General features: G+C 67.7%; 23 protein-coding genes and 1 pseudogene. 16 read left to right on the top strand and 8 right to left on the bottom strand.

Going from position 1 to position 23,675, the window contains the following annotated elements; all coding sequences use genetic code 11:
• Nucleotides 1-136: 136 nt before the first annotated feature.
• Together C7H84_RS01650 and C7H84_RS01645 are read right to left on the bottom strand one after the other, a co-directional pair.
• Nucleotides 137-556, bottom strand: a complete 420-nt coding sequence (locus C7H84_RS01650; protein ID WP_121857105.1) for a type II toxin-antitoxin system VapC family toxin — start codon at nucleotides 554-556, stop codon at nucleotides 137-139.
• Nucleotides 553-792: an Arc family DNA-binding protein gene (locus C7H84_RS01645; RefSeq protein WP_121857875.1), complete on the bottom strand. Its 240-nt coding sequence runs from the start codon at nucleotides 790-792 to the stop codon at nucleotides 553-555. Before C7H84_RS01645 ends, C7H84_RS01650 begins: the two co-directional genes overlap by 4 nt.
• Before the next feature lie 323 nt (nucleotides 793-1,115).
• Here C7H84_RS01645 and C7H84_RS01640 point away from each other — a divergent pair, with 323 nt between their 5' ends.
• The 7 genes from C7H84_RS01640 (at nucleotide 1,116) to C7H84_RS36165 (ending at nucleotide 6,795) form a co-directional block, all read left to right on the top strand.
• Complete coding sequence (locus C7H84_RS01640) at nucleotides 1,116-3,359, top strand: TonB-dependent siderophore receptor (protein WP_121857104.1); 2,244 nt, start codon at nucleotides 1,116-1,118, stop codon at nucleotides 3,357-3,359.
• 3 nt (nucleotides 3,360-3,362) lie between these two features.
• A complete protein-coding gene (locus C7H84_RS01635) occupies nucleotides 3,363-4,118 on the top strand; it encodes a tetratricopeptide repeat protein (protein WP_121857103.1) in 756 nt (251 codons plus the stop codon).
• A complete protein-coding gene (locus tag C7H84_RS01630) occupies nucleotides 4,115-4,798 on the top strand; it encodes a Fe2+-dependent dioxygenase (protein ID WP_121857102.1) in 684 nt (227 codons plus the stop codon). The genes C7H84_RS01635 and C7H84_RS01630 overlap by 4 nt, the downstream gene beginning before the upstream one ends.
• A 119-nt stretch (nucleotides 4,799-4,917) precedes the next feature.
• Entirely contained in the window at nucleotides 4,918-5,157 is a 240-nt protein-coding gene (locus C7H84_RS01625; protein ID WP_121857101.1) for a type II toxin-antitoxin system Phd/YefM family antitoxin, read from the top strand.
• Nucleotides 5,154-5,549 (top strand): type II toxin-antitoxin system VapC family toxin, encoded by a 396-nt coding sequence (locus C7H84_RS01620; protein ID WP_121857874.1) that lies wholly within the window; start codon nucleotides 5,154-5,156, stop codon nucleotides 5,547-5,549. The genes C7H84_RS01625 and C7H84_RS01620 overlap by 4 nt, the downstream gene beginning before the upstream one ends.
• 243 nt (nucleotides 5,550-5,792) lie before the next feature.
• A complete protein-coding gene (locus C7H84_RS01615) occupies nucleotides 5,793-6,377 on the top strand; it encodes a nucleotidyltransferase family protein (protein ID WP_121857100.1) in 585 nt (194 codons plus the stop codon).
• Between the two features lie 274 nt (nucleotides 6,378-6,651).
• Nucleotides 6,652-6,795 (top strand): hypothetical protein, encoded by a 144-nt coding sequence (locus tag C7H84_RS36165; RefSeq protein ID WP_162840573.1) that lies wholly within the window; start codon nucleotides 6,652-6,654, stop codon nucleotides 6,793-6,795.
• 89 nt (nucleotides 6,796-6,884) lie between these two features.
• Here C7H84_RS36165 and panE read toward each other — a convergent pair whose 3' ends face one another.
• Nucleotides 6,885-7,823 (bottom strand): 2-dehydropantoate 2-reductase, encoded by a 939-nt coding sequence (panE, locus tag C7H84_RS01610; protein WP_121857873.1) that lies wholly within the window; start codon nucleotides 7,821-7,823, stop codon nucleotides 6,885-6,887.
• Between the two features lie 256 nt (nucleotides 7,824-8,079).
• Here panE and C7H84_RS01605 point away from each other — a divergent pair, with 256 nt between their 5' ends.
• Nucleotides 8,080-9,633, top strand: a complete 1,554-nt coding sequence (locus C7H84_RS01605; RefSeq protein ID WP_121857099.1) for a methyl-accepting chemotaxis protein — start codon at nucleotides 8,080-8,082, stop codon at nucleotides 9,631-9,633.
• A gap of 47 nt (nucleotides 9,634-9,680) precedes the next feature.
• On the opposite strand, the gene C7H84_RS01600 is transcribed toward C7H84_RS01605, so the two are convergent.
• Complete coding sequence (locus C7H84_RS01600; RefSeq protein ID WP_121857098.1) at nucleotides 9,681-10,358, bottom strand: response regulator transcription factor; 678 nt, start codon at nucleotides 10,356-10,358, stop codon at nucleotides 9,681-9,683.
• 432 nt (nucleotides 10,359-10,790) lie between these two features.
• Between C7H84_RS01600 and C7H84_RS01590 the strand changes: the two genes are divergently transcribed.
• Nucleotides 10,791-11,282 (top strand): hypothetical protein, encoded by a 492-nt coding sequence (locus tag C7H84_RS01590; protein WP_121857097.1) that lies wholly within the window; start codon nucleotides 10,791-10,793, stop codon nucleotides 11,280-11,282.
• Between the two features lie 108 nt (nucleotides 11,283-11,390).
• Here the strand turns inward: C7H84_RS01590 and C7H84_RS01585 are convergent, their stop codons facing one another.
• Both C7H84_RS01585 and C7H84_RS37035 read right to left on the bottom strand, forming a co-directional pair.
• On the bottom strand, nucleotides 11,391-12,812 hold the full coding sequence (locus C7H84_RS01585; RefSeq protein ID WP_121857096.1) for a sigma-54 dependent transcriptional regulator: 1,422 nt from the start codon (nucleotides 12,810-12,812) through the stop codon (nucleotides 11,391-11,393).
• Between the two features lie 38 nt (nucleotides 12,813-12,850).
• Nucleotides 12,851-13,096: pseudogene (locus C7H84_RS37035) on the bottom strand (hypothetical protein); the annotation flags it as partial.
• 89 nt (nucleotides 13,097-13,185) lie between these two features.
• Here C7H84_RS37035 and C7H84_RS36160 point away from each other — a divergent pair.
• Complete coding sequence (locus tag C7H84_RS36160; protein ID WP_162999187.1) at nucleotides 13,186-13,338, top strand: hypothetical protein; 153 nt, start codon at nucleotides 13,186-13,188, stop codon at nucleotides 13,336-13,338.
• Nucleotides 13,339-13,673: 335 nt separating this feature from the next.
• Here the strand turns inward: C7H84_RS36160 and C7H84_RS01575 are convergent, their stop codons facing one another.
• A complete protein-coding gene (locus C7H84_RS01575; RefSeq protein ID WP_121857095.1) occupies nucleotides 13,674-14,600 on the bottom strand; it encodes an AraC family transcriptional regulator in 927 nt (308 codons plus the stop codon).
• A gap of 181 nt (nucleotides 14,601-14,781) precedes the next feature.
• Between C7H84_RS01575 and C7H84_RS01570 the strand changes: the two genes are divergently transcribed.
• The 6 genes from C7H84_RS01570 (at nucleotide 14,782) to C7H84_RS01545 (ending at nucleotide 21,490) form a co-directional block, all read left to right on the top strand.
• On the top strand, nucleotides 14,782-15,243 hold the full coding sequence (locus C7H84_RS01570) for a (2Fe-2S)-binding protein (protein WP_121857094.1): 462 nt from the start codon (nucleotides 14,782-14,784) through the stop codon (nucleotides 15,241-15,243).
• Nucleotides 15,244-15,245: 2 nt separating this feature from the next.
• Nucleotides 15,246-17,456 carry a xanthine dehydrogenase family protein molybdopterin-binding subunit gene (locus C7H84_RS01565; RefSeq protein WP_121857093.1) on the top strand — a complete coding sequence of 737 codons (2,211 nt, stop codon included), beginning with the start codon at nucleotides 15,246-15,248 and terminating at the stop codon, nucleotides 17,454-17,456.
• Between the two features lie 530 nt (nucleotides 17,457-17,986).
• The gene (locus C7H84_RS01560) at nucleotides 17,987-18,385 is read left to right on the top strand and encodes a winged helix-turn-helix domain-containing protein (RefSeq protein ID WP_121857092.1); all 399 of its coding nucleotides are present in this window, start codon (nucleotides 17,987-17,989) and stop codon (nucleotides 18,383-18,385) included.
• A 451-nt stretch (nucleotides 18,386-18,836) separates the two neighbouring features.
• Nucleotides 18,837-20,009 (top strand): type III secretion system cytoplasmic ring protein SctQ, encoded by a 1,173-nt coding sequence (gene sctQ / locus C7H84_RS01555; RefSeq protein WP_121857091.1) that lies wholly within the window; start codon nucleotides 18,837-18,839, stop codon nucleotides 20,007-20,009.
• 3 nt (nucleotides 20,010-20,012) lie between these two features.
• Nucleotides 20,013-20,687: a type III secretion system export apparatus subunit SctR gene (sctR, locus tag C7H84_RS01550; protein ID WP_057928844.1), complete on the top strand. Its 675-nt coding sequence runs from the start codon at nucleotides 20,013-20,015 to the stop codon at nucleotides 20,685-20,687.
• The gene (locus C7H84_RS01545) at nucleotides 20,684-21,490 is read left to right on the top strand and encodes a lytic transglycosylase domain-containing protein (RefSeq protein ID WP_121857090.1); all 807 of its coding nucleotides are present in this window, start codon (nucleotides 20,684-20,686) and stop codon (nucleotides 21,488-21,490) included. Before sctR ends, C7H84_RS01545 begins: the two co-directional genes overlap by 4 nt.
• 76 nt (nucleotides 21,491-21,566) lie before the next feature.
• Here C7H84_RS01545 and asnB read toward each other — a convergent pair whose 3' ends face one another.
• On the bottom strand, nucleotides 21,567-23,534 hold the full coding sequence (gene asnB, locus C7H84_RS01540) for an asparagine synthase (glutamine-hydrolyzing) (protein ID WP_121857089.1): 1,968 nt from the start codon (nucleotides 23,532-23,534) through the stop codon (nucleotides 21,567-21,569).
• Nucleotides 23,535-23,675 lie beyond the last annotated feature (141 nt).

Genomic DNA, 23,675 nt, shown 5'->3' with positions numbered 1-23,675 from the left:
GCCCGGTGTTGCGCGGCCGGACTTGGGATTGCTTCGGTTCACCGGTCGCGCGCTGACGTAACGCACCCAACGCGCCGCCTTGCACGGCGCGTTTTTCATGCTCGATGCAGGCAATGCAGGCGCAGCCAACCCCGCGTCAGTTGGCCCACGGGTCGATCACGCGCAGGCCTGCTGCTTCGAACGGCGCGACGTCGCGCGTGGCCACGATCAGGCCGTTCGCTGCGGCGATTGCCGCGATGAAGCCATCGGCGGGCGCCATCGCGTTGCCCGTCGCACGCGCCTTCGCGCGAAGGCTCGCATACGCCTGGCTGGCCGCATCGTCGAACGGCAGGATCCGGCCGCGAAACAACGGCACGACGCGCTGCTCGAGGCTTTGGTGCAGCGAGTCCCGCCTGCGCCCCACCGCCAACGCGGCCACGCCGAATCGCATCTCCGCCAGACTGATCGCGGCTAGAAACAACGTGTCGACGTTCTGCGCGTCGAGCCATTCGATCACCGCTGCGCTCGGCTCGCGCCGCAGCGGCTCGGAAATGACGTTGGTATCGACCAGGATCATTCGAAGCTCATCGGATCGGTTGGCGTGTTGTCGCGCTGAATCTCGAAATCGATGCCGCCGGCCTCTCGCCCGATATCAGCGAGCAACGTTCCCAGTTTCGGCCGCCCTCCGGGCCGAACAGCCTGCTCCAGGATGTCGCGGACCTCGGCCTCGGTACTGCGGCCATGTTGTGCAGCACGGATTCGAAGTGCGCGATGCACCTCGTCGGGCAGATTTCGAACAGTGATCACGGGCATGATGCGCCTCACCAAATTTGCTTTCAATGCAGTCATATTATCACTCTGCTGTCATCTTGGACGAGGGAAGATACAACCACTGTAAGCCGCCCGCCACGCCCGCAACACTCGGCCAATCGGTCATCCTTCCCCGCCCCACAAGCTTTCGCCCCCTCCGTAACATTCGTCAACCTTCATCTTACAAACGCAAACAAGAACGCTTCTCATTCAACAGAAAATTACATAGAATGCGGGCTGAAAACAAATCGTAATAATCCCCGGCGGCGTACACGTTTCCGTAGCACGTCATCCGCGGGGGCCACACAGCGAGGTCGAAGCGCACCATGAAGTCCCGTCCTGAAGAGTTGAAGCTCGGCAAGTTCACCACCCTGTGCAGCGTGCTCGCGGCGAGTCCCGCGTTCGCCGATGGCACGCCGCCGCCCGCGCCCGTCAGCACCGAAGGCCATCTCGCGCCGATCGAGATCCAGGGCAAGACCGAGCACAGCTACAAGGCCGACTTCTCCGCGTCCGCGAAATTCACCGCGCCGCTCGTCGACACCCCGAAGTCGGTCACCGTGATCCCGCAGGAACTGATCCAGAACAGCGGCGCGGCAACACTCACCGAAGCGCTGCGCACCGTGCCCGGCATCACGTTCGGCGCCGGCGAAGGCGGCAACCCGCTCGGCGACCGTCCGTTCATCCGCGGCTACGACACCCAGGGCAGCATGTTCGTCGACGGGATGCGCGACACGGGCGCGACCACGCGCGAGATCTTCAACACCGAGCGCGTCGAGGTCACCAAGGGCTCCGACGGCGCGTACGGCGGCCGCGGCGGCGCAGGCGGCAGCATCAACCTGATCACGAAGGCGCCGCACCTCGGCACGACGGCCGCCGCGAGCGCGGGCCTCGGCACCGACCGCTATCGCCGCTTCACGGCCGACGGCAACTGGCAGTTCGCCGATCACGCCGCGTTCCGCCTGAACCTGATGACCCACAACAACGACGTCGCCGGCCGCGACGCCGTCAACAACGAGCGCTGGGGCGTCGCGCCGTCGATCGCGTTCGGCCTCGGCACGCCGACGCGCGTGACCGCGAGCTACTACCACCTGCAGACGGACGACATGCCCGACGGCGGCATTCCGTACTTCTACACGGCGTCGAACAAGCCCGCGAACGTCGACACGATCTATCCGGCGCCCGTCGACCGTCACAACTTCTACGGCCTGATCGACCGCGACTTCCGCAAGACCACGTCGGACATCAGCACGATCAAGATCGAGCACGACATCACGCCGAACCTGACGGTGCGCAACACCACGCGCTACACGGAATCGACGCAGGACTACATCTGGACGCAGCCGGACGACAGCCAGGGCAACGTGGTCAACGGCCGTGTCTGGCGCCGCAACAACAACCGCAACAGCTCGATCAACAGCATCGCGAACCTGACCGAACTGTTCGGCGAATTCCGCACCGGCCCGTTCAGGCACAGCTTCACGACCGGCATCGAGCTGTCGCGCGAATGGGGCAAGCGCGATTCGTACACGATCGCGACCGACAAGGGCACGATCTGCCAGAAAGGCATCGGCGCGCCGTCGGGCTACAACTGCACGAGCCTGTGGTCGCCGAACCCGAACGATCCGTGGGCCGGCTCCGTCACGCGCAACAACGACTATGCGCATGCGCGCACCACGACGAAGTCGATCTACGGCTTCGACACGATCGAGCTCACGCCGCGCTGGCAGGTGAACGCCGGCGTGCGCGTCGACGACTACTCGACCCGCTTCACCGACACCAAGGCGAACGGCGGCAAGACCTATACGCGCGACGACACGCTGTTCAACTGGCAGGCCGGCCTCGTGTTCAAGCCCGCGCAGAACGGCAGCATCTACGCGTCTTACGCGACGTCGTCGACGCCGGCCGGCATGCTGCTCGGCGAAGGCAGCGAAACGCAGTCGCTCACGCCGGGCCGCGGCGGCGTTGGCCCGAACGCCGACCAGATGGCGCCCGAGAAAAACCGCAGCATCGAGCTCGGCACGAAATGGAACGTGCTGAACGACAAGCTGTCGCTGACCGCCGCGCTGTTCCAGATCGACACGACGAACGCGCGCGTGACGCTGCCGAACAACCAGTACGCGATGGTCGGCAACAAGCGCGTACAGGGTCTCGAGCTCGGTGTCGCCGGGCAGATCACGAAGCAGTGGCAGGTGTTCGGCGGCTACACGTACATGAAGAGCGAACTGCGCGACAACGGCAGGGACGCCGCGAACGACGGCCACCGCTTTCCGAACACGCCGAAGCACAGCCTGACGATGTGGTCGAACTACGACGTGACGCCGAAGTTCACCGTCGGCGGCGGTGCGTTCTACATGTCGGAAGTGTTCGGCGATCCGGCGAACCTGCGTGCGGTGCCGTCGTACTGGCGCTTCGACGCGATGGCGCAATACCGGATCAACAAAAAGCTCGACCTGCAGCTGAACGTGAACAACCTGTTCAACCGCACGTATTTCGATCAGGCGTATCCGGCGCACTACGCGTCGATCGCGCCGGGCCGGTCGGCGTTCGTCACGCTGAATGCGCGCTACTGATCGATGGAGGCCGTCTCGCTGAAGGCGCTCGCATCGGTGTCGCCGCGCGCGTTCGCCGACATCCTGGCGGGGCCGCCCGAGCGCGCCGCCGCGTGGGTCGCGGCGGCCGCCGAAAATGGCATCGTCGATGCGCAGGCCGTCTACGGACAGTACCTGCTCGACGGACACGGCGTCGCGCGCGATCCGGCCGCCGCGTTCGGCTGGTTCGGGCACGCGGCGCGCGCCGGCCACCCGATGGCGATGAACATGCTCGGCCGCTGCTACGAGTTCGGCTGGGGAACGGCCGCGTGCGCGCCGGTGGCCGTGTACTGGTATCGGCTCGCCGCGCAGGCCGGGCTCGACTGGGGCATGTACAACTACGCGACGGCGCTCGCGCTCGGCAGCGGCGTCGACGAGGATCGCACCGCCGCGCTCGACTGGTTCCGCCGTGCGGCCGCGCTCGGCCATGCGAAATCGATCAACCTGATCGGCGGCTTCTACGAGGACGGCTGGGTCGTCGCCGCCGATACCGACGCCGCGTTCGACCACTATCGCCGTGCCGCCGAGGCCGGCGATTTTCGTGGCCAGTTCAACTATGCGCGGCTGCTTGCCGATCGCGGGCGCATCGACGACGCGCTCCGCTGGCTCGCGCGCGTGCCGGCCACGGCAACGCCTGCGTTCGTCGCGAAGATGCGCGCGTATCTCGCAGCGTCGCCGCTCGATGCGTTGCGCGCGGCGGCGCTGCAGTTGCCGTCTTACGGCATGGAAAGTGAATCATGATGCTTCATATCCCCGGCGTGCTGACCAAGGCACTGGTCGCGCAATGCCGCGAGATGCTCGATACCGCCGACTGGGTCGACGGCAACGCGACTTCCGGCGCGCAGTCGGCGCTGGCAAAACGGAACCGGCAGTTGCCGGAAGATTCGCCGGTCGCGCGTGCGATCGGCGATGCGATCCAGGATGCGCTCGCGCGACATCCGCTGTTCTTTTCGGCGGCGCTGCCGCTGAAGGTATTTCCGCCGCTGTTCAATCGCTACGAAGGCGGCGAGACGTTCGGCACGCATGTCGACAATGCGATCCGGCTGCTGCGCGGCACGGATTTTCGCGTGCGCAGCGATCTGTCGGCGACGCTGTTTCTCGAGGAACCCGATGCGTACGACGGCGGCGAGCTGTGCGTGGAGGATACGTATGGCGTGCATCGCGCGAAGCTGCCGGCCGGCGATCTCGTGCTGTATCCGGCATCGAGCCTGCACCGCGTGATGCCTGTGACGCGTGGTGAGCGCGTCGCGTCGTTCTTCTGGATCCAGAGCATGGTGCGCGACGACGGCGACCGCACGCTGCTGTTTCAGCTCGATACGCAGATTCAGGCGCTTTCCGCGGAAAAAGGCGCGAGCGACCCGATGGTCATTTCATTGACGGGGATTTATCACAACCTGTTGAGGAAGTGGGCGGATGCGTAGGGTGAGCCGATAACGCCGCGATCGCGGGCCAAGACACCGCGAAGCCTCTGCCCCCGTCGCTTGCATCGGAGCACCATGCGCGTCTAAAATGACCACTGTCATATGACCATGCTCATATCATGATGCCGCACGCACCCGTATCGAAATCCGAATTCAAGGCTCGCGCACTCGAATATTTCAGGCTCGTCGAGGCGTCGGGTGAAAGCCTCATCGTCACCGACCACGGCAAGCCGGCGCTGGAAATCCGGCCGTACCGCGCACGCGAAACCCGGCCGTTGGACATATTGCGCGGCTCGGTCATGCGCTACGACAATCCTCTCGATCCGATTGCGGAAGATGATTGGGAGGCGTCGCGGTGATCGTGCTGGATACACATGCATTGGTGTGGTGGGTGGCGGGCGATCCGTCGCTCAGCAAGAAGGCCCGAAGCGCAATCGATCGTGCGCTCGGCGAAGGCGCGCTCGCTGCGTCCGCAATTTCCGCATGGGAAATCGCGATGCTGGTGCGCAACGAGCGCCTCGCGCTGACGATGGACGTCGACGCGTGGCTCGCCACGGTCGCGCAGATCGACGGCATGCGCTTCGTGCCGATCGACGCAGACATCGCCGCCAAGTCCACCGCGCTGCCCGGCGCGTTCCACAGGGATCCGGCCGACCGCATGATCGTTGCCACCGCTCGGCGGCTCGGTGCGCCGCTCGTCACCCGTGACGAAAAAATCCGCGCATACGCGCACGTCAAGACGCTCTGGTAAGCCGCACACCACCGTCAGGCGAAGCCGACACCCCGCTTCCGGCGGCCTACCGCGGCGATTCGTCGGATAAGTTCGCCCACAACGGATTACCCGGCGCACCACACGCACTGCGAGGGCGATGCGAATTACCCGCTCCTCGACATTCTTTCCGACGCCATCGCCGCCGGATCGGTAACATCCGCACTTGCCGATCCCCGCCCGCTCCCGCACAATCGGGCCACCTGCCTTTGTCCCCCCGCGCCGATGTCCTATGCGTCACTCGCCACCGGCGTCCTGCTCGCCGGCGGTCTCGGTCAACGCTTCGACCCAAGCGGTCTGCACAGCAAGCTGCTCGCGCTGCTTCCCGACGGCACGCCGGTTGCGGTCGCGGCCGCCCGTCATCTCGCCGCGGCCACAGCGGACGTGATCGCCGTCGTGCGCCCCGGCGCCGAAAAACTCGCGACTCTGCTGAACGAAGCCGGTTGCCAGGTCGTCTATGCGCCCGATGCGATGCGCGGCATGGGCGCGAGCCTGGCGGCAGGCGTGCGCGCGACGCCGGAAGCAACGGGCTGGCTGGTCGCGCTCGGCGACATGCCGTGGATCGCAGCGTCCACCTATGAAGCGGTCACGCGCGCGCTCGACGCCGACGACGCATCGATCGTCGCACCCGCACATGGTGGCGTGCGCGGCCATCCCGTCGGCTTCGCCGCCCTGCATTACGAAGCGCTGGCCGCGCTCGACGGCGATACGGGCGCCCGCGCGCTGTTCGCCAGCGCACCGGTGAACCTGCTCGACGTCGACGATCCCGGCATCTTGCGCGACGTCGATACGCCCGCGGATCTGCGCTGACACCGGCTCACCGGCGCGGCGGCGATGCGCTGATCGACGTCGGCTTCGCGCTGCATGCCGGCAAGACGCTCGCAGGCCGCACCGCGCATCGCGCATCGCACATCGCACATCGCTGTCGTCGCATGAGCCGGCGCGATACCTGCAGGGGCGCGCGAATCGCCGGCCATCCGCCCGCCGCCGCGAGAATCGCGCAGCAAACCGTCGCCCGATTGCCTATAACGGAGACGAGGCGCACCCGCCGCGCCACCGCCGTCACGCATTGCGCGAGTTCCCCATGGACCACACGACCCCGATGCCCGAGCCCCCGGCCGACCCGAACCGCGACCCGGAAGACGATCCGCTGTCGCCACCGCCGCCGGGACATCCTCACGACAATCCGCAGCAACCGGACGGGCCGCCGAGCAAGGATCCCATTTAGCCGGGCGTGCGGCCCGTGTCGCATTTGCCGGCGCGCTCACCAACCGGCGCGCCGCAACCTCGCGGCCGACACCTCGGCCGCTACCGTCCCTACGCGGCCGCGCTTTCCCGCGCGACGCGCACCTCGTACGTCTTCAGGTGGTTGTACGCGATCCGCAGCAGCGACAGCGCATCCGCCGCGTGCGGATCGCGCCGCGCCAGCAGGTCGCCGATCACGTGATCGGCTTCGACCCGCGCACGGTTCTCGACGTCACGCAACATCGACGCGGTCAGCGGCGACGGCGTCAGCACCATGCGCTGCATCCGCTCGACCGCGGCCGGATCGGGCTGGTGACCGTTGTACGCGGCGATCGCGCTGCATTCGGCGAGCATCGTTTCGAGCAGGCGGCGGCCGTCCGGCGCGGCGAGAATGTCGCCGATCGACCCGCGAAACAGCGACGTGCTCGCCGCGAGCGTCGCAAGGAACACCCACTTGTCCCACATCCGCGCGGCGATGTCGTCGCTGAGCGTCGCATCGAAGCCCGCGCCGCCGAGCACGTCGGCCACCGCACGCACGCGCGCCGAATCGCCGCCGGCGAGTTCGCCGAACGACACGCCGTGCGTGTCGTTCAGGTGCACGATCCGCTGCTCGCGATCGAGCGTCGCCGCGATCACGCACAGGCCACCCAGCACCTGCGCGGCACCGAAGCGCTCGCGCAGCACGTCGAGATGGCGCATTCCGTTGAGCATCGGCAGGATCAGCGTCGACGGTCCGACGAACGGCGCGAACGACGCGATCGCATCGTCGAGGCTGTACGCCTTGCAGCTCAGCAGCACCAGGTCGAACGGTGCGGCCGTATCGCTCGCACGCAGCGTCTGCACGTTCGCGAGCGTCAGGTCGCCGCGCGGGCTGCGGATCAGGAGCCCGTCGCGCGCGAGCGCGGCCGCGCGGCCGTCGCGCACCAGGAACGTCACGTCGCGCCCCGCCGCTGCCAACCGGCCGCCGAAATATCCGCCGACCGCGCCGGCTCCTACCACCAGAATTCGCATCGTTGCCTCCTTTCGGGTTCGTTCGGCGTCGCCCTTCTGCCCGGGCTGCCGGACGAACAGCGCAGCCGCCATCGCCCGACAGTATAGCGACGTCGAATATGTATATGCATAGATGACCGCGCCGCGCTCGGTGGCATCGGGCGTCCGCCGTATCTAAGGGATTTCCCGCCTACGGCAACCTGCGTCGCGCGCCGTCAAAGACTTATCCCGTCACGCCGTTCCGGCGCGCCTGTTCGACCGACCGACCTCACACTCCATGCGCACCCTTTCCCTGAACCAGAAACTCGCTTCGATGATCGTCATCCTGTGGCTCGGCCTGCTCGTGATCGCCGGGATCGGCGCATGGCAGACGCGTGCGTCGATGATCTCTGACCGCCGCGACCAGCTGGCGTCGCTGGTCGCGCAGGCGACGAGCGTCACCGACCACTACTACAAGCTGTCGCAGCAGAACGCGTTGCCGGAAGCCGAGGCCAAACAGAAGGCGCTCGAGGCGATCGCCGCGATGCGTCACGGCACCGACGGCTATATCTCGGTCAACGATTCGAAGCCGGTGATCGTGATGCATCCGATCAAGGCCGAGCTCAACGGCAAGGACGTATCGAATTTCGCGGACCCGAACGGCAAGCACCTGTTCGTCGAGATCGTGAAGGCCGGCAACTTGGAAGGCGGCAAGGGCTTTGTCGAGTATCTGTGGCCGAAGCCGGGTGCCGACAAGCCGCAGGACAAGACCAGCGCGGTGCAGCGCTTCGCGCCGTGGGACTGGTATCTCGTGACGGGCATGTACATGGACGACGTGCGTTCGGCCGTGCTCGCGAGCGTCGGCCGCTGGCTCGTGATGACGGCCGTGCTCGGCGCGATCGCGACCGCCGTGATGGTGCTCGTGCTGAGAAGCGTGCGCGCAAACCTCGGCGGCGAGCTCGAAGTCGCGCTGGACGCCGCGCAGCGCATCGCGCAGGGCGACCTCACCGCGCGCGTGAATGTTAAGCATGACGACCGCGGCAGCCTGCTGCATGCGCTGCATACGATGCAGAGCGGGTTGATCGACATGGTGTCGCGCGTGCGGATGGGCACGGAGAACATCAATGTCGGTGCGGGCGAGATCGCGTCGGGCAACACCGACCTGTCGCAGCGCACCGAGGAACAGGCGGCCGCGCTCGTGCAGACCGCCTCGAGCATGGACCAGATGACCGCGAACGTGAAGCAGAACGCGGACAGCGCCGCGCAGGCCGCGACGCTCGCCGGCCAGGCCGCGCAGGTCGCGACGCGCGGCAGCGAGGTGGTCGACAACGTCGTGCGCACGATGAACGAGATCACCGACCGCTCGCACAAGATCGGCGACATCATCGGCGTGATCGACGGGATCGCGTTCCAGACCAACATTCTCGCGCTGAACGCGGCCGTCGAAGCAGCGCGCGCGGGCGAACAGGGCCGCGGCTTCGCGGTGGTCGCGGCCGAAGTGCGCTCGCTCGCGCAACGCTCGGCGACCGCCGCGAAGGAGATCAAGTCGCTGATCGTGTCGTCGAACGAAACCGTCGAGCAGGGCGCGACGCTCGTCACGCATGCGGGCGAGACGATGGCCGAGATCGTGCAGTCGGTGCGGCGCGTAAACGAGATCCTCGACGAGATCAGCCATGCGTCGCGCGAGCAGAGCGCGGGGATCGAGCAGGTCAACCGCGCGGTGGGCGAGATGGACCAGGTCACGCAGCAGAACGCGGCACTCGTCGAGCAAGCCGCGGCCGCCGCGCACTCGCTGCGCGACCAGGCCGAAGCGCTGCGCGACGCGGTTACGCGCTTCGCATTGCCGGCCTGACGTCGCGCGCGGGACGGAATCTGGCGAATTCCGCCCTTCTGCCGCCGCTACCCCGCGCCGCCCGGCCGGCTCACGGCTCGGGCGCCACCGAGCCCGAGGCCGGACGCTCGCTGAACCAGCTCGATGTCGTTGGTCACGCCGAGTTTCTTCATCGCGCTGATCTTCTGCGCACTGACCGTCTGCTTGCCCTTGTTGAGCCGCTGCGCGATCGTCTTGATCGGCACGCCGGCCAGATAGAGGCGAATCACCTCGATTTCGCGCGTCGACAGCTTCACCGGCGGCTGGTCGTGTTCGGCGAGCGCATCGAGTTCGCGCCGCACGAGCGGCGACAGATAGCGCCCGCCGCTGTAGCTCGAATGAATCGCGGTAACGATGTGACCAACCTCGTCGAACTTGCTGACGAGGCTCGCGCCGCCTTGCGCGAGAATCGAGCGAAAGATCACCGGATTCTCGTTGCCCACCAGCGCGACGATTCCGATGTTCGGGTGCGTGCGACGCAGCCAGTCGAACAGCGCGAGGCCGTCCATCTGCGTGTCGCCGCGGATTGCGTAGTCGACCAGCACGATGTCGCAGCCGATGCTGCCGAGCGCCTCGATCAGTTGTTCCGGCGTCCGGCAGACGCCGACGAGATCGATCGCGCACGCGTCGACGGCAATGTGCTCCATGCCTGCGAGCGTCAACGGCCAGTCGTACGCGAAAACAGTGCGAATCCTGAATTTCCCCATGCGCAATTCCAGAAGGTTCGCCGGGCCGCGCAGCGCGGAATGCGTGCACGGCCGGATCGGCGTTGAATCGACGTTTGGGATATTTTTATCCCGACCGTCATTTTAGGAAGCGGCGCGCGGCCGGGATATCGGACGGCGTATAGATTGGCGTGCGGGAACGTAATACGAGTTTGATATTTGCGCCGGTTCGATCGTTCGGCCGCAGCCGGAATCGGCCGGACGGCCAACGTTGCGGCGACGCAGGCCGCCCGGACGGCCCGCGGGGTAAAATTGCGCCCTTTGCATGCCACTCCGGGCGACCAGCCGACGGCAGCGCGCCTTCCGGCCGCGCGCCCCGCCGGTTCGCCGTGGTGGCTGCATGCCGGCTGCCCGTACGCCGGTTGCCCGTATGCCGGCTGCCCGTACGCCGGCCACCCCTACTCCCGCTTCCCCATGACCGAATCCGATCTGCAATCCGACGACACCACCATCCACGAAAGCGGCCTCTGGCGCGACAACGGCTGGACGGCCCGCATCATCAAGAACGAAGACGACGACGGCTGGGCCGTCGAGATGATCAAGGACGGCGAATCCGAGCCCGCGCTCGTCGGCCCCTGGACGATGGGCCGCGACAAGAAGAATCCGAAGCCGATGGACGCGAACGCGTTCCGCACGCTCGTGAAGACGGCGACCGAAGTGCTGATGCGTCACGAGCAGCAGCGCCGCGCGCTGCTGCACAAGGAAGTGACGGTCCAGGACGACGACGGGCAGGACGTGTCGGTCACGCTCGACATCGTGCCGGACGAGTTCGAGCCGTATGCGCAACTGAAGGCATTCGACCCATACGGCGAGCTGCTGGCCGACGCGAAGGTGTCCGCCGGGTTCAAGCTCAACCAGGCCAGCGCCGCACGCTGGGTCGAATCCGGCTTCGAACGGCCGGCCTGACGCCGAGGCCATCGGGCCGGCAGCCGACGGTGGCCACGCGAGCTGGAGCTGGAGCCGCCATCCGCGGCCCGACCGCGCGACCGCGCGAACGCATGAACGCAACCGGCATCAGCCGTGCAGCCCGTGCGCGGTCATCAGGCGATACAGCGTCGCGCGCGAAATCCCGAGTTCCGCGGCGACGTCGGCATGCTGGTGCCGATGCCGCAACAGCGTTTCCTCGATCGTGAGCCGCTCGGCCTGACGGCGCGCTTCGACGAGCGTCGGCGGCCGGGGCGACGTGTACGGGTGCAGTTCGAGATCGACGGCCGAAATCAGCGGCCCGTTGGTCATCACGACCGCGAAGCGGATCCGGTTGATCAATTCGCGCACGTTGCCGGGCCACGCGTAGTTGTGGATCGCCTCGATCGCGCACGGCATGAAGCCGCGAATCCGGTGCGCGCTGTCGCCGCGATAGCGCCGCAGCATGTGATCGGCAAGCAGCATGATGTCGCGGCCGCGCGCGCGCAGCGGCGGCTCGTCGATGCGCAGCACGCACAGGCGGTAATACAGGTCCGCACGGAATCGCCCCGCCTGCATCGCGGCCTCGAGGTCGACGTGGGTCGCCGATATGATCCGCACGTCCACCGGAATCGACGCATGGCCGCCGAGCCGCTCGATCTTGCCTTCCTGCAAGAACCTCAGCAGGCTCGCCTGACTCTCCAACGGCATGTCGCCGATTTCGTCGAGAAACAACGTGCCGCCGTGCGCGGCCTCGATGCGGCCGATCTTGCGCTGGTACGCGCCGGTGAACGCACCGCGTTCGTGACCGAACAGCTCGGCCTGCAGCAGCGTCGACGGAATGGCCGCGCAGTTCACGGCGACGAACGGCGCGTCGGCACGCGACGAATGCTGGTGGATCGCGGCCGCGGTCAGCTCCTTGCCGGTGCCCGATTCGCCGGCGACGAACACGGCGGCCTCGGTGTTCGCAACCTTGCGGATCGTCGCGAACAGGCGGCGCATCGCGTCGCACGAGCCGATCATCGCCCCGCCGGGCGGCGCGACATCGGCGGCCGGATCGCCTTCTCCGAGCTTCAGCATTCCGTACGCGTGGCCGACGAGATAACCGATCGTCGTGTAGGCCGTCGCATTGCGCACGTAGTCGAAGCAACACTGGCGAATCAGGCGCGCGGTGATGCCGTCGCGCAGCCGCGCGTGGTCGGCGAGCGCGACCCAGCCGATTCGCGGATCGCGCAGCAGCGCCTCGAACGACACGACGTCGGGGGCCGCGAAGTCGCCGAAATCGACGATGCCCGCATGCAGTCGATTCGTCTTCAGCAGATTGAGTGCGTCCGCAACGGATTTTGCGCGCCACACGTCCCAGCCGCGCGCGGCGAGACTGTCGACGAGCCCCGCGTCGGGACGCTGCGACAGGTAGACGAGCGGGCGCGGCAGCACGGTATGGTGACGCCCGAGCGCGACGAACGGCGGCGTGCAGGCGGCCCATTCGCCTTCCGGCGGGCCTGACAGTCTGATCGGACAGCGATGGTTCACGATGGCCTCGTCGCTTGCAGTTTTCTGGCGCGGCACGCGGCGTGAAACGGTGCGCGGCGGCCGTATACCGGCGACTGCCACGACGGTGCGTACCCTTCCCCCGGCATCATGCAAATCATTTGCGGATCGCCGACCATCATCGGCACACATGCCGTGTTGTGCGGGCGAGCGTGTGTCGTCAGCGCCTGCTGGACGCTCGCGGCGTTCACGAGGGTCTGCTCGTTCAACATCTCGATGGCATCATCTCGACCGCTCGCCGATGTGACCCATACCGCAAGCGGCATGCCATGCGTTATTCCACCGACCGCCGCGGGTCGCGCACCGCCTGCGATACACAGGCTTTTTGCGGGGAATGATCTGTTTTGTTTCAGGAATGTATCGCGACAACATTCAGCGTCTCGCGGCGATCGTTGAACAGCGCGAAGCGATGGCGGTAAAAAAACGGACGAATGCGGCACGAAACCCGTCGCGCCATGGCTTCGTGACCAGGTGTTTCAAACCCGAGAAGCGCCCGCGCCGCGTGTGACGGTTGTCCGCCGCCTTCCCGCGCGCATCGAATCGCTCATGCCATTGCCCTGCATTCAATGCGTGTAACCATCGCATTTAAACGGCCGGATGGCGGCATGTGATACGCGCGAGAAACATTTCCGCCGGGATAGCGACCAGGAACGTCATCCTGAAACAGGCTCGTGACGCGTGCAATTCGCTCATGCATGAAACAAAAGTACATGCGCGGCGCGGCTGCATGCGCTGACACCGCGATCGCGCATGCGTGCGTGCGGCGTGCATGGCACGCGGATTCCGAGGGCCGCCGATTTCGGCGTGTCGCGCGCAATGCAATGGAAATGGCCGGCGCCCCCGTCAGGTACCGAGCAGTTCCCGCTTGCGCAGATGCACGACGTCGCGCATCGGCGGCGCGCCGAACAGCCGGCTGTATTCGCGGCTGAACTGCGACGCGCTTTCGTAGCCGACGGTCGCGGCCACCGAACCGACATCGCCGCCCTGCCGCAGCAGCAACCGCCGCGCCTCGTGCAGCCGCAACTGCTTCTGGTACTGCAGCGGGCTCAGCGTGGTCACATGCTTGAAGTGATGGTGGAGCGACGACACGCTCATGTTCACCGCCTGCGCGAGCGCCTCGACGCGCATCGGCTCCGCGTAGTGATCGCGGATCCATTCGATCGCGCGCGCGATCCGGTGCGTCTGGCTGCCGGCGACGGCCATGTGCCGCAGTCGCGTGCCCTGCCCGCTCGTCATCAGCCGGTACAGCAATTCCTTTTCGATCAGCGGCGCGACGACCGGAATGTCCGCCGGCGTATCGAGCAGACGCACCAGCCGCAGCGCGGCATCGAGCAGCGGCGGCGTGAGCTCGCCGACCGCGATGCCCTCGCCTTCGGAGCCGGCATCGGGCTCGGGCAGCCGCATCTCGGCCGCGAGCTCGACGATGCGTTCCAGGTCGAGCGTCAGCGTCAGGCACAGATACGGGGCGGCCGGCGATGCCTGCGTGACGCGCGAGAGAATCGGCAAGTCGATCGACGTAATCAGGCAATGCTGCGCGTCGTATTCGTAGGCCTGGCCGGCGACGATCACGCGCTTCGCCCCTTGCGCGGCGATCACGAGTGCGGCGCGCGACACGCCGCAGCCGAGATCGACCGGATGCGTATGTCGGTGCAGCATCAGCGCAGGCACGGCGGTCGAATGGGAGCCGTCCGTCGGCGCGAAACGGCCGATGAGCGACGCCAGTTCGCGCCGCCCGGATTCGCGCGACGCCGCGATATCGGTCATATCCATGGCGGGTTCCTCGCTTCATTTCCCTGAATCGCGGGAGGATAGCGAAACGCCCGGCGCCGTGCCGGGGATTTGCAGGATTGTTCAATAAATTTGCAGGATTGGGTAGACGCAAAACGGGACGTGTCGCGCACACTCGCGGCTAAACCGGCGCATGCCGGGTTTTCCCCACGGAGACAACACAATGCCCACCACGTTTGTCCTGAACGGCAAGAGCGTGACGCTCGACGCCGATCCGTCGATGCCCGTCCTCTGGGCGATCCGCGAGCACGCGGGGCTGACCGGCACGAAGTTCGGCTGCGGCATGGCGCAGTGCGGCGCGTGCACCGTTCATCTCGAAGGCCAGGCCGTGCGCTCGTGCGTGCTGCCGCTCGCCGGCATCGCGGACAAGCACGTCACGACGATCGAAGGCCTGCAGAGCAAGCCCGCGCAGGCCGTGCAGGCCGCCTGGGTGAAGCTGCAGGTGCCGCAGTGCGGCTACTGCCAGTCCGGCCAGATCATGTCGGCCACCGCGCTGCTCGAACAGAACCCGAAGCCGACCGACGCGGACATCGACGCCGCGATGAACGGCAACCTCTGCCGCTGTGCGACCTACGCCCGCATCCGGGCCGCGATCCACGACGCGGCCGCGACGCTGGGAGCCTGACCATGACGATCGAACTCGATAATGCCGGTTCGGTGCGTCCGTCGCGGCGCACGTTCCTGAAGGCCGCGGGGGCAGCTGCCGCGGTGAGCCTGACGATCGGCTTCGAATGGGCCGGCCTCGGCCGCCGAGCGCTCGCCGCGCCGGCACCCGCCGCCGACTTCGCGCCGAACGCGTTCCTGCGCATCACGCCCGACGGCGCGGTCACCGTGATCGCCAAGCACGTCGAAATGGGCCAGGGCGCGTACACGGGCATCGCGACGATCGTCGCCGAAGAGCTCGACGCCGACTGGTCGCGCGTGCGCGTGGAAAGCGCGCCGGCCGATGCGAAGCGCTATGCGAACCTCGCGTTCGGCACGATGCAGGGCACGGGCGGCAGCTCGGCCATGTCGAACTCGTGGCAGCAGTTGCGCGAAGCCGGCGGCAAGGCGCGCGCGATGCTCGTGTCGGCCGCGGCCGCGCGCTGGAAGGTGCCGGCCGGCGAGCTGACCACCGCCAACGGTGTCGTCACGCACGCGAAGACCGGCAAGACCGCGGCGTACGGCACGCTCGTCGCCGACGCATCGAAGCTGCCGGTGCCCGACAAGGTCACGCTGAAGCAGCCGGCCGACTTCAAGCTGATCGGCCATCGCATTCCGCGTGTCGACGCGTCGGCCAAGTCGAACGGCACCGCCCATTTCACGCTCGACACCACCTTCCCCGGCATGCGCGTCGCGCTGCTGCAGCGCCCGCCGCGCTTCGGCGCGACGGTGAAATCGTTCGACGCAACCGCCGCGAAGGCCGTGCCGGGCGTCGTCTCGGTCGTGCAGGTACCGGGCGGCGTCGCGGTCGTCGCGACGGGCTTCTGGGCCGCGAAACAGGGCCGCGATGCGCTGAAGATCGACTGGGACGAAACGAAGGCGGAGAAGCGCGGCTCGGACGAACTGATGCGCGAATACCGGCAACTCGCCGCGAAGCCAGGCGCGTCGGCGCGCAAAGACGGCGATGCCGATGCGGCGATTGCCGGCGCGGCGCGCAAGGTCAGCGCGACGTACGAATTCCCGTACCTCGCGCACGCGCCGATGGAGCCGCTCGACGCGGTCGTCAAGCTGAGCGCGAACAACTGCGAGATCTGGGCCGGCGACCAGTTCCAGACGGTCGACCAGGGCAATGCGGCGAAGGTCGCGGGCCTGAAGCCCGAGCAGGTACAGATCCACACGCTGTATGCAGGCGGCAGCTTCGGCCGGCGCGCGAACGCGTGGTCGGACTACGTGGTCGAGGCCGTGTCGATCGCGAAGGCGCTCGGCGCGGACGGCAAGCCGGTCAAGCTGCAATGGACGCGCGAGGACGACATCCAGGGCGGCTTCTATCGCCCGATGTACTTCCACAAGCTCGATGCGGGGCTGACCGCGGACGGCCGGCTGGTCGGCTGGCGCCATCGGATCGTCGGGCAGTCGATTCTCGCCGGCACGCCGTTCGAAGCGTTCATGGTGAAGAACGGGATCGATGCGACGTCGGTCGAGGGCGCGGCGAACCTGCCGTACGAGGTGCCGAACGTGTCGGTCGAGCTCACCACCACCAAGGTCGGCCTGCCCGTGCTGTGGTGGCGCGTGGTCGGCAGCTCGCACACCGCGTATGCGGTCGAGGCGTTCGTCGACGAAGCCGCGCACGCGGCGGGCAAGGATCCGTACCTGTTCCGCCGCGACCTGCTCGCGAAGGAGCCGCGGATGCGCGCGGTGCTCGAGCTGGCCGCGCAGAAGGCCGGCTGGGATCCGGCGAAGCCGCTGCCGAAGGGCCGCGGGCGCGGGATCGCGGTGGCCGAGGCGTTCAAGAGCTATGTCGCGCAGGTGGCCGAGGTGTCGGTCGACGCCGACGGCAAGGTGAAGGTCGAACGCGTGGTTTGCGCGGTCGATTGCGGGATCGCGATCAACCCGGACATCGTCGCCGCGCAGATGGAAGGCGGCATCGGCTTCGGGCTCGGCGCGGCGCTGCACAGCGCGATCACGCTGAAGGACGGCCAGGTCGAGCAGCGCAACTTCGACGGCTATCACGTGCTGCGGATGGCCGAGATGCCGAAGGTCGAGGTGCATATCGTGCCGTCGGCGGAGGCACCGACCGGGGTCGGCGAGCCGGGCGTCGCGCCGATCGGGCCGGCGGTGGCCAACGCGATCTTCGCGGCCACCGGCAAGCGGCACTACGTGCTGCCGTTCGATTCGGGCGATACCGCGAAGGCTTGACGGGCGAGTAGCAGAAACGCCGGGCCGGCCGCGTAACGGGAACGTTACGCGGCCGGTTTTTTATTGCCGGCGCGGCGGGAAAATGTCGGTGAAGCCGGCTCCGATGCAGGGGGCCGAAGTGCGGTTCAAAGTAGGGTTCCAGGTCGGCAAAAAACCGCTCCAACGCTTTGATTCATCTAGAAAACCGACTCGCCCGAGCAGGGTTCCATTTAGGGTTCGATGTAGGGTTCCCCGCAGGCTCGCGGTCCAGTCGAACCCGGCAGGCGCGAGCACGTCCCCGCGGTCGCGCAACGTTACACAGCCCGTAACGCCCGTAACGTTCCGGTTTGATGCTACGTAACAATCCTTCAATGTTGCTCGGACCCTTCAATGAGAGCACGGCGGTCCAGCGTTAAGAATTCTTTTAGATTCAAGGCTGGCACGCCGTCGGCCCTGCCCGCTTCCACCGTCGTTTCCTGAGGGCGAGTCCTTGGCCCGGAAGTTGCAGTACATGTCCCGCAACACTCCTTTACGGACATGCGAGGGCCAACATGGATTGCAAATACCTGTACATCGACAATATAAAAATCAACTTCGTGCGCCGCACGATCGAAATCGACAATAAAGTCGTCGACGTCACGCCGCGTGAATTCGATGTCGTCGAATTCCTGCTCGACAACATGAACAAGATCGTGCCGCGGCAAGCGATCCAGGAAGCGGTGTGGGGCCGCGAGCTCGGCGTGTCGTCACGCACGCTCGACACCCACATCTCGCGCATCCGTTCGAAGCTGCAGCTCGATCACGACAAGAACCTGCGCATCATCCCGATCTATGCCGTCGGCTATCGGCTGGTGCTGTTCGGCGCGGCCATGACGCACGTCGAACGCCACGACGCGGCGCCGATCCTGCGCGCCGCGCCGCAGTCGGCACTGGCCGCGGACTACGCGTAACGCGGCGCGGCGCGGCGCCAGGATTCCGCGACCCGCTGCGCTGCATGTTCGACGTGCGGCGTCTCGCGGGGCGTCTCGCGGCCCCGGCACGCGTGCCTCGCCGCGACATGAGCACCGCCGGCGGGCGGCGGGTGTTCTTGGAACGGTGATAGCGGCGCGCTCACCGACGGTCGCGGCCACGCCCGTCACACCACTGCACCGCCTCATCGCCACGCCTTATCGCCTTATCGCAGCACCTCCACATCGCCACCGCACCACCACCGCATCGCCCCCCGCGCAACAGCCTTCGTAGCCCATCGCCACCCACCGCCCCACGCGCTGCACACGACTACGGATTCCGGCGCGGCACGCGGCCGGCGCCGTCCCTACAATCGACGCAGCAGCCGCGTGCCTCCCCCGCCGCCGGCCACAACAACCGTCGAACCAACGCCGAATCCGCCCTGATCCCGCCGTGCCTGCGCTGTCCCTGACGAATGCCGACGCCGGCGACGCCGCGAACCGGGCCCCGCCCGCCGCTGCCACCCCGGCCGCCGCCGCGCCGGCCATCCCGCCGCCGCCGGCCGCGATCGCGCTCGACGCGTCGCCCTACCTGCCGCGCCTGTCCCCCGCCGCCGCGCGCGGGCTGTCGCATGCGTACGGCATGACAGCCGCGGTTCCGGTCACGCTCGGCGAACACGCGTACGAGGTGCGCTGGCGCGTCGATGCCGAGCCGGCGGCCGACGCGCATGCGTACCGTTTCGTCGTCGGCCCGGCGGCCGGCACGCTGTGGATCGATCCGCTCGCGGAAACCGAATGGCTCGGCGACGCGGCCGACCCGGCCGTCCCGGCCGTGATTCGCGCGGCGCTGCTCGCCGATCTCGCCGCGCCGCTCGCGGCCGTGCTGCAGGCCGCGACACGGCAACGCGTGGAATTGCTGCCGCCGCCCGCGAACGTGCCCGCGTGGCGCACCGCACCGGCCGCGCTGCGCTGCGAGCTGCGGCGCGCCGACGGCGCGTGGCGCTGTCACGGCGCGCTGCTGTTCGATGCGCCGGACGCGCTCGCCGTGTTCTTCGCGGCGCCGCCGGCCGCACGGCCCGAGACGCGCGCCGCGTATGCAAGCCTGCCGGTGCCGCTGGTGTTCGAGATCGGCCGGACCGAGCTGACGATGGCCGAGCTGGCCGACGTCGTCGCCGGCGACATCATCGCGATCGAGCACTGGCGCGCGCACGAGCAGAACCTGCTGTGCGTCGCGCGCGTGCCGGCCGCGCCGGCGTGGGAGATCACCGGACGGCCGTCGGGAACCCGGCTGACCGTCGAACGAATCAGGGAGATGCCTTTGGAACCGACCCGCACCGACACCCCGCCCGCGACCGCGCACGACGCGGCGCCGGACGATGCGCCGCGCACGCTCGACGGCCTCGCGGTCGACCTGCGTTTCGAGCTGCCGCCCACGTCGATCCCGCTCGGCGAACTCGGCGCGCTGCAGCCGGGCGCGGTGATCGAACTGCAGCAAGGCATCAACCAGAGCGTGATCCGTCTCGTCGCGAACGGGATGCTGATCGGCACCGGCCACTTGATCGCGGTCGGCCAGAAGCTCGGCGTGCGCGTCGTCACGCTGACGCAGCCCGCGCCGCGCGAGCGTTGAACGATGGGCAGCCTGCCGAATCCGGTCGCGCTGATCGCGGTAATCGCCGCGCTCGGCATCGCGCCGTTCGCCGCGCTGATGGTGACGAGCTACACGAAGCTCGTGGTCGTGCTCGGCCTGCTGCGCTCCGCACTCGGGATCCAGCAGGTGCCGCCGAACCTCGTGCTGAACGGCATCGCGCTGATCCTGTCGCTGTTCATCATGGCGCCGGTCGGCATGTCGATTCGCGATGCGCTGCAATCGCGCCACTTCGATGCATCGGGGCAGTTGTCGACCGCCGATATCGGCGTGCTCGCCGATGCCGCGCTGCCGCCGATCAAGGATTTCCTGGTGTCGCATACGCGGCAGCGCGACCGCGAATTCTTCGTGCGCACCGCAACGTCGGTATGGCCGAAGAATCGCGCGGACGGCATCAAGGACGACGACCTGCTCGTGCTGGTGCCGAGCTTCACGCTCGCCGAGCTGACCAAGGCGTTCCAGATCGGCTTCGTGATCTATATCGTGTTCATCGTCGTCGACCTGCTGGTCGCGAACATCCTGCTTGCATTAGGGATGCAGATGATTTCGCCCACGACGATCTCGGTGCCGTTCAAGCTGCTGCTGTTCGTCGCGCTCGACGGCTGGTCGCTGCTCGTGCACGGGCTCGTGCTGTCGTATCGCGTGGCGGGGGCGGGATGAACGCGCGCGGCCTGCGCGGCGCCGCGGCAAGCCTGTGTGCGGTGCTCGCATTGACATTGACACTGGCGCTCGCCTGCGCGGGCATGCAGCCGCGCAACGCACACGCGGCCGGCAGCGCCGCCGGCTTCGCGCAGCTCGCGCGCGCCTGCGCGCCGAACGTCGACCCCGATACGCTCGCCGCGCTGGTGCGCACGGAGTCCGGATTCAATCCGTATGCGATCGGCGTCGTCGGCGGCCATCTGACGCGCCAGCCCGCATCGCTCGACGAAGCACGCGCGACCGCGAGCGAGCTGGCCGCACGCGGCTTCAGCTACAGTGTCGGCCTCGCGCAGGTGAACGAGCGCAATTTCGCGAAATACGGCCTCGACGACTCGACGATGTTCGAGCCGTGCCACAACCTGCGGGCGGGCGGCGCGATCCTGACCGAATGCTTCGGGCGATCGTCGAACACCGGCCGCCCCGCGCAGGCCGCGCTGCGCGCGGCGCTGTCGTGCTACTACAGCGGCAACTTCACGACCGGGTTCTCGAGCGGCTATGTGAGCCGCGTCGTCGCGAGCGCGCAGCGCAACGCGCGCGAAGGCGGCGTCGAACCGATTCCGGTGGTGCGCGACGTGCCGCCGCCGGCGCGGCAGCGGCGCATGGAAGCAGCCGCCACGACGCCGCCCGAACGCGCGCGCAGGCTCGCAGCGCCCGCGGCATCGGCCGACGCGCCGTCGTGCCATGCGCGCCCGGTCGTGATGATGTGTCGCGGCTTGCCGGCGAGCCAGGCCAGGCGGCTGTGCGTGCGGTGTCTCGATCAGTAAGCGTCGGTGAGCGTCGACGCGACACCGGCGTGACCTGCACGACATGACGCGGCGCGGCGCGCCGCGTCATCCCGTTTCATGCAGCGCGCTGCCCCTCCAGCCATGCCTGGAACATCAGCACCGTCCACAGCTGGTGCTGCCAGTTCATCCGGCCCGACTGGTGCTGGTGCCACAGCCGCTCGACCGCCGCCGCATCGAAGAAGCCCTCGTCGCGCAGCCGCGACGGCTGCAGCAGCGCATCGGCCCAGTCGCGCAATGCGCCGCGCAGCCAGTGATCGACGGGCGCGCAGAAGCCCTGTTTCGGCCGGTCGATCAGCGACGACGGCACGTACCTATCCAGCAGCCGGCGCAGCAGCGCCTTCGGCTGCCCTTCCGGCAACCGCACCGCGGCGGGCACGCGCCACGCGAATTCGACGACGTGATGATCGAGGAACGGCATGCGCGTCTCGAGGCTCACGGCCATCGCCGCGCGATCGACCTTCGCGAGAATATCGGTGGGCAGGTACGTGAGCGTGTCGATCGCCATCGCCTGCTCGGCGAAGCTCAGGTTCGCGGGCCATGCGGAGACGGTATCGAGCGGCGTCGGCGGCTCCTGTCCGGCGAGCGCGAGGCGCTCCGGATGATGCACCGACGACATCAGCAGACGGTACAGCCCGATGCGGCTCTCGGCCGTCATCACGTGGCCGAGCTTGTGCAGCCGGTCGCCGATGCGGGTCGCCGAGTCGCGCGCTTCCACGCCGCTCCACGCACCCTGAGCGACCGCCGCGAGCTGGTCCGCATGATCGGGACGCAGCGCATGCAGCGCGGCCGCGATCCGCGCGCGCACCGCCGCCGGCACGCGATGCAGCTTGCGCCACAGCCGCGGCGTCAGGAAGTAGCGCGTATAACCGCCGAACAGTTCGTCGCCGCCGTCGCCTGACAAACTCACCTTCACGTGCCGGCGCGTCATCTCCGACACGAGGAAGGTCGGAATCTGCGACGCGTCGGAGAACGGTTCGTCGTAGATGGTCGGCAGCTTCGGCACGACATCGAGCGCATGGTCGGCCGTCACGTACAACTCGGTGTGTCGAGTGCCAAGATGGCGCGCGACCGCCTTCGCATAGCCGGCTTCGTCGTAGCCGGCCTCGTGAAAGCCGATCGTGAACGTGTCGACCGGATGCGCCGACTGCGCCTGCATCAGCGCGACGATCGCCGACGAATCGACGCCGCCCGACAGGAACGCGCCGAGCGGCACGTCGGCTGCCATCTGCCGCGCGACCGCCTGGCGCAGGATCGTGTCGAGCTGCTCGACGGCCTCGTCGGCGCTGCCGTCGAACGGCTGCTCGCGGCCCGCTTCGATCGCCTGCTCGAGCGTCCAGTACGCACGCGCGCGCGGCGTGTCGCGCGCATGTTCGAACTGGATGAACGTGCCGGGCGGCAGCTTGCTGATGCCACGATAGATCGTGTGCGGCGCCGGCACGCTCGACTGGCGCAGATAGAGGCACAGCGCATCGCGATCGATCTCGCCGTCGAAGCCCGGATAGCCGCGCAGCGCCTTCAGCTCCGACGCGAACACGAGTGCGTCGCCGATCCGCCCGTAATAGAGCGGCTTCTCGCCGAGCCGGTCGCGTGCGAGCGTCAGCACCCGCGATGCGCGATTCCATAGCGCGAACGCGAACATGCCGGTCGCGCGCCGCAACGTTGCGTCGACGCCCCAAGCGGCGATCGCCGCGATCAGCACCTCGGTGTCGGAGTGGCCGCGCCACGCCGGGGCGCGACCCGCGCGCTCGAGCTCCACGCGCAGCTCGCGATGGTTGTAGATTTCGCCGTTGAAGACCATGACGTAGCGGCCGCACGCGGACGCCATCGGCTGCCGGCCATGGACCGACAGATCGACGATCGCAAGCCGCCGGTGGCCGAGCGCGATACTGGCCTCCGGGTCGACCCAGAGCCCCTGCGCATCCGGCCCGCGATGCGCGAGGCTCGCCGTCATTCGCGCGAGCGTGCCGCGCGCTGTCTCCTCATCGAAGGCGACGCTATTCAGAAAGCCGTCGATTCCGCACATTGATTTGTCCCGCTCGTGTTGACCTGTTCCGTCACGCGCGGCGCAACCTCGCGGCCCGCCGTCCGACTGACGGTCGAGCCATATTACGAAGAAATAAATCAGCAATAATTCGCCCGTGAATGCGAGCGAAAACCGGAAAAA

This window comes from Burkholderia sp. Nafp2/4-1b (genome assembly GCF_003635165.1).
Taxonomy (GTDB): Bacteria; Pseudomonadota; Gammaproteobacteria; order Burkholderiales; family Burkholderiaceae; genus Burkholderia.
This window is presented reverse-complemented; position numbering and strand designations above follow the sequence as displayed.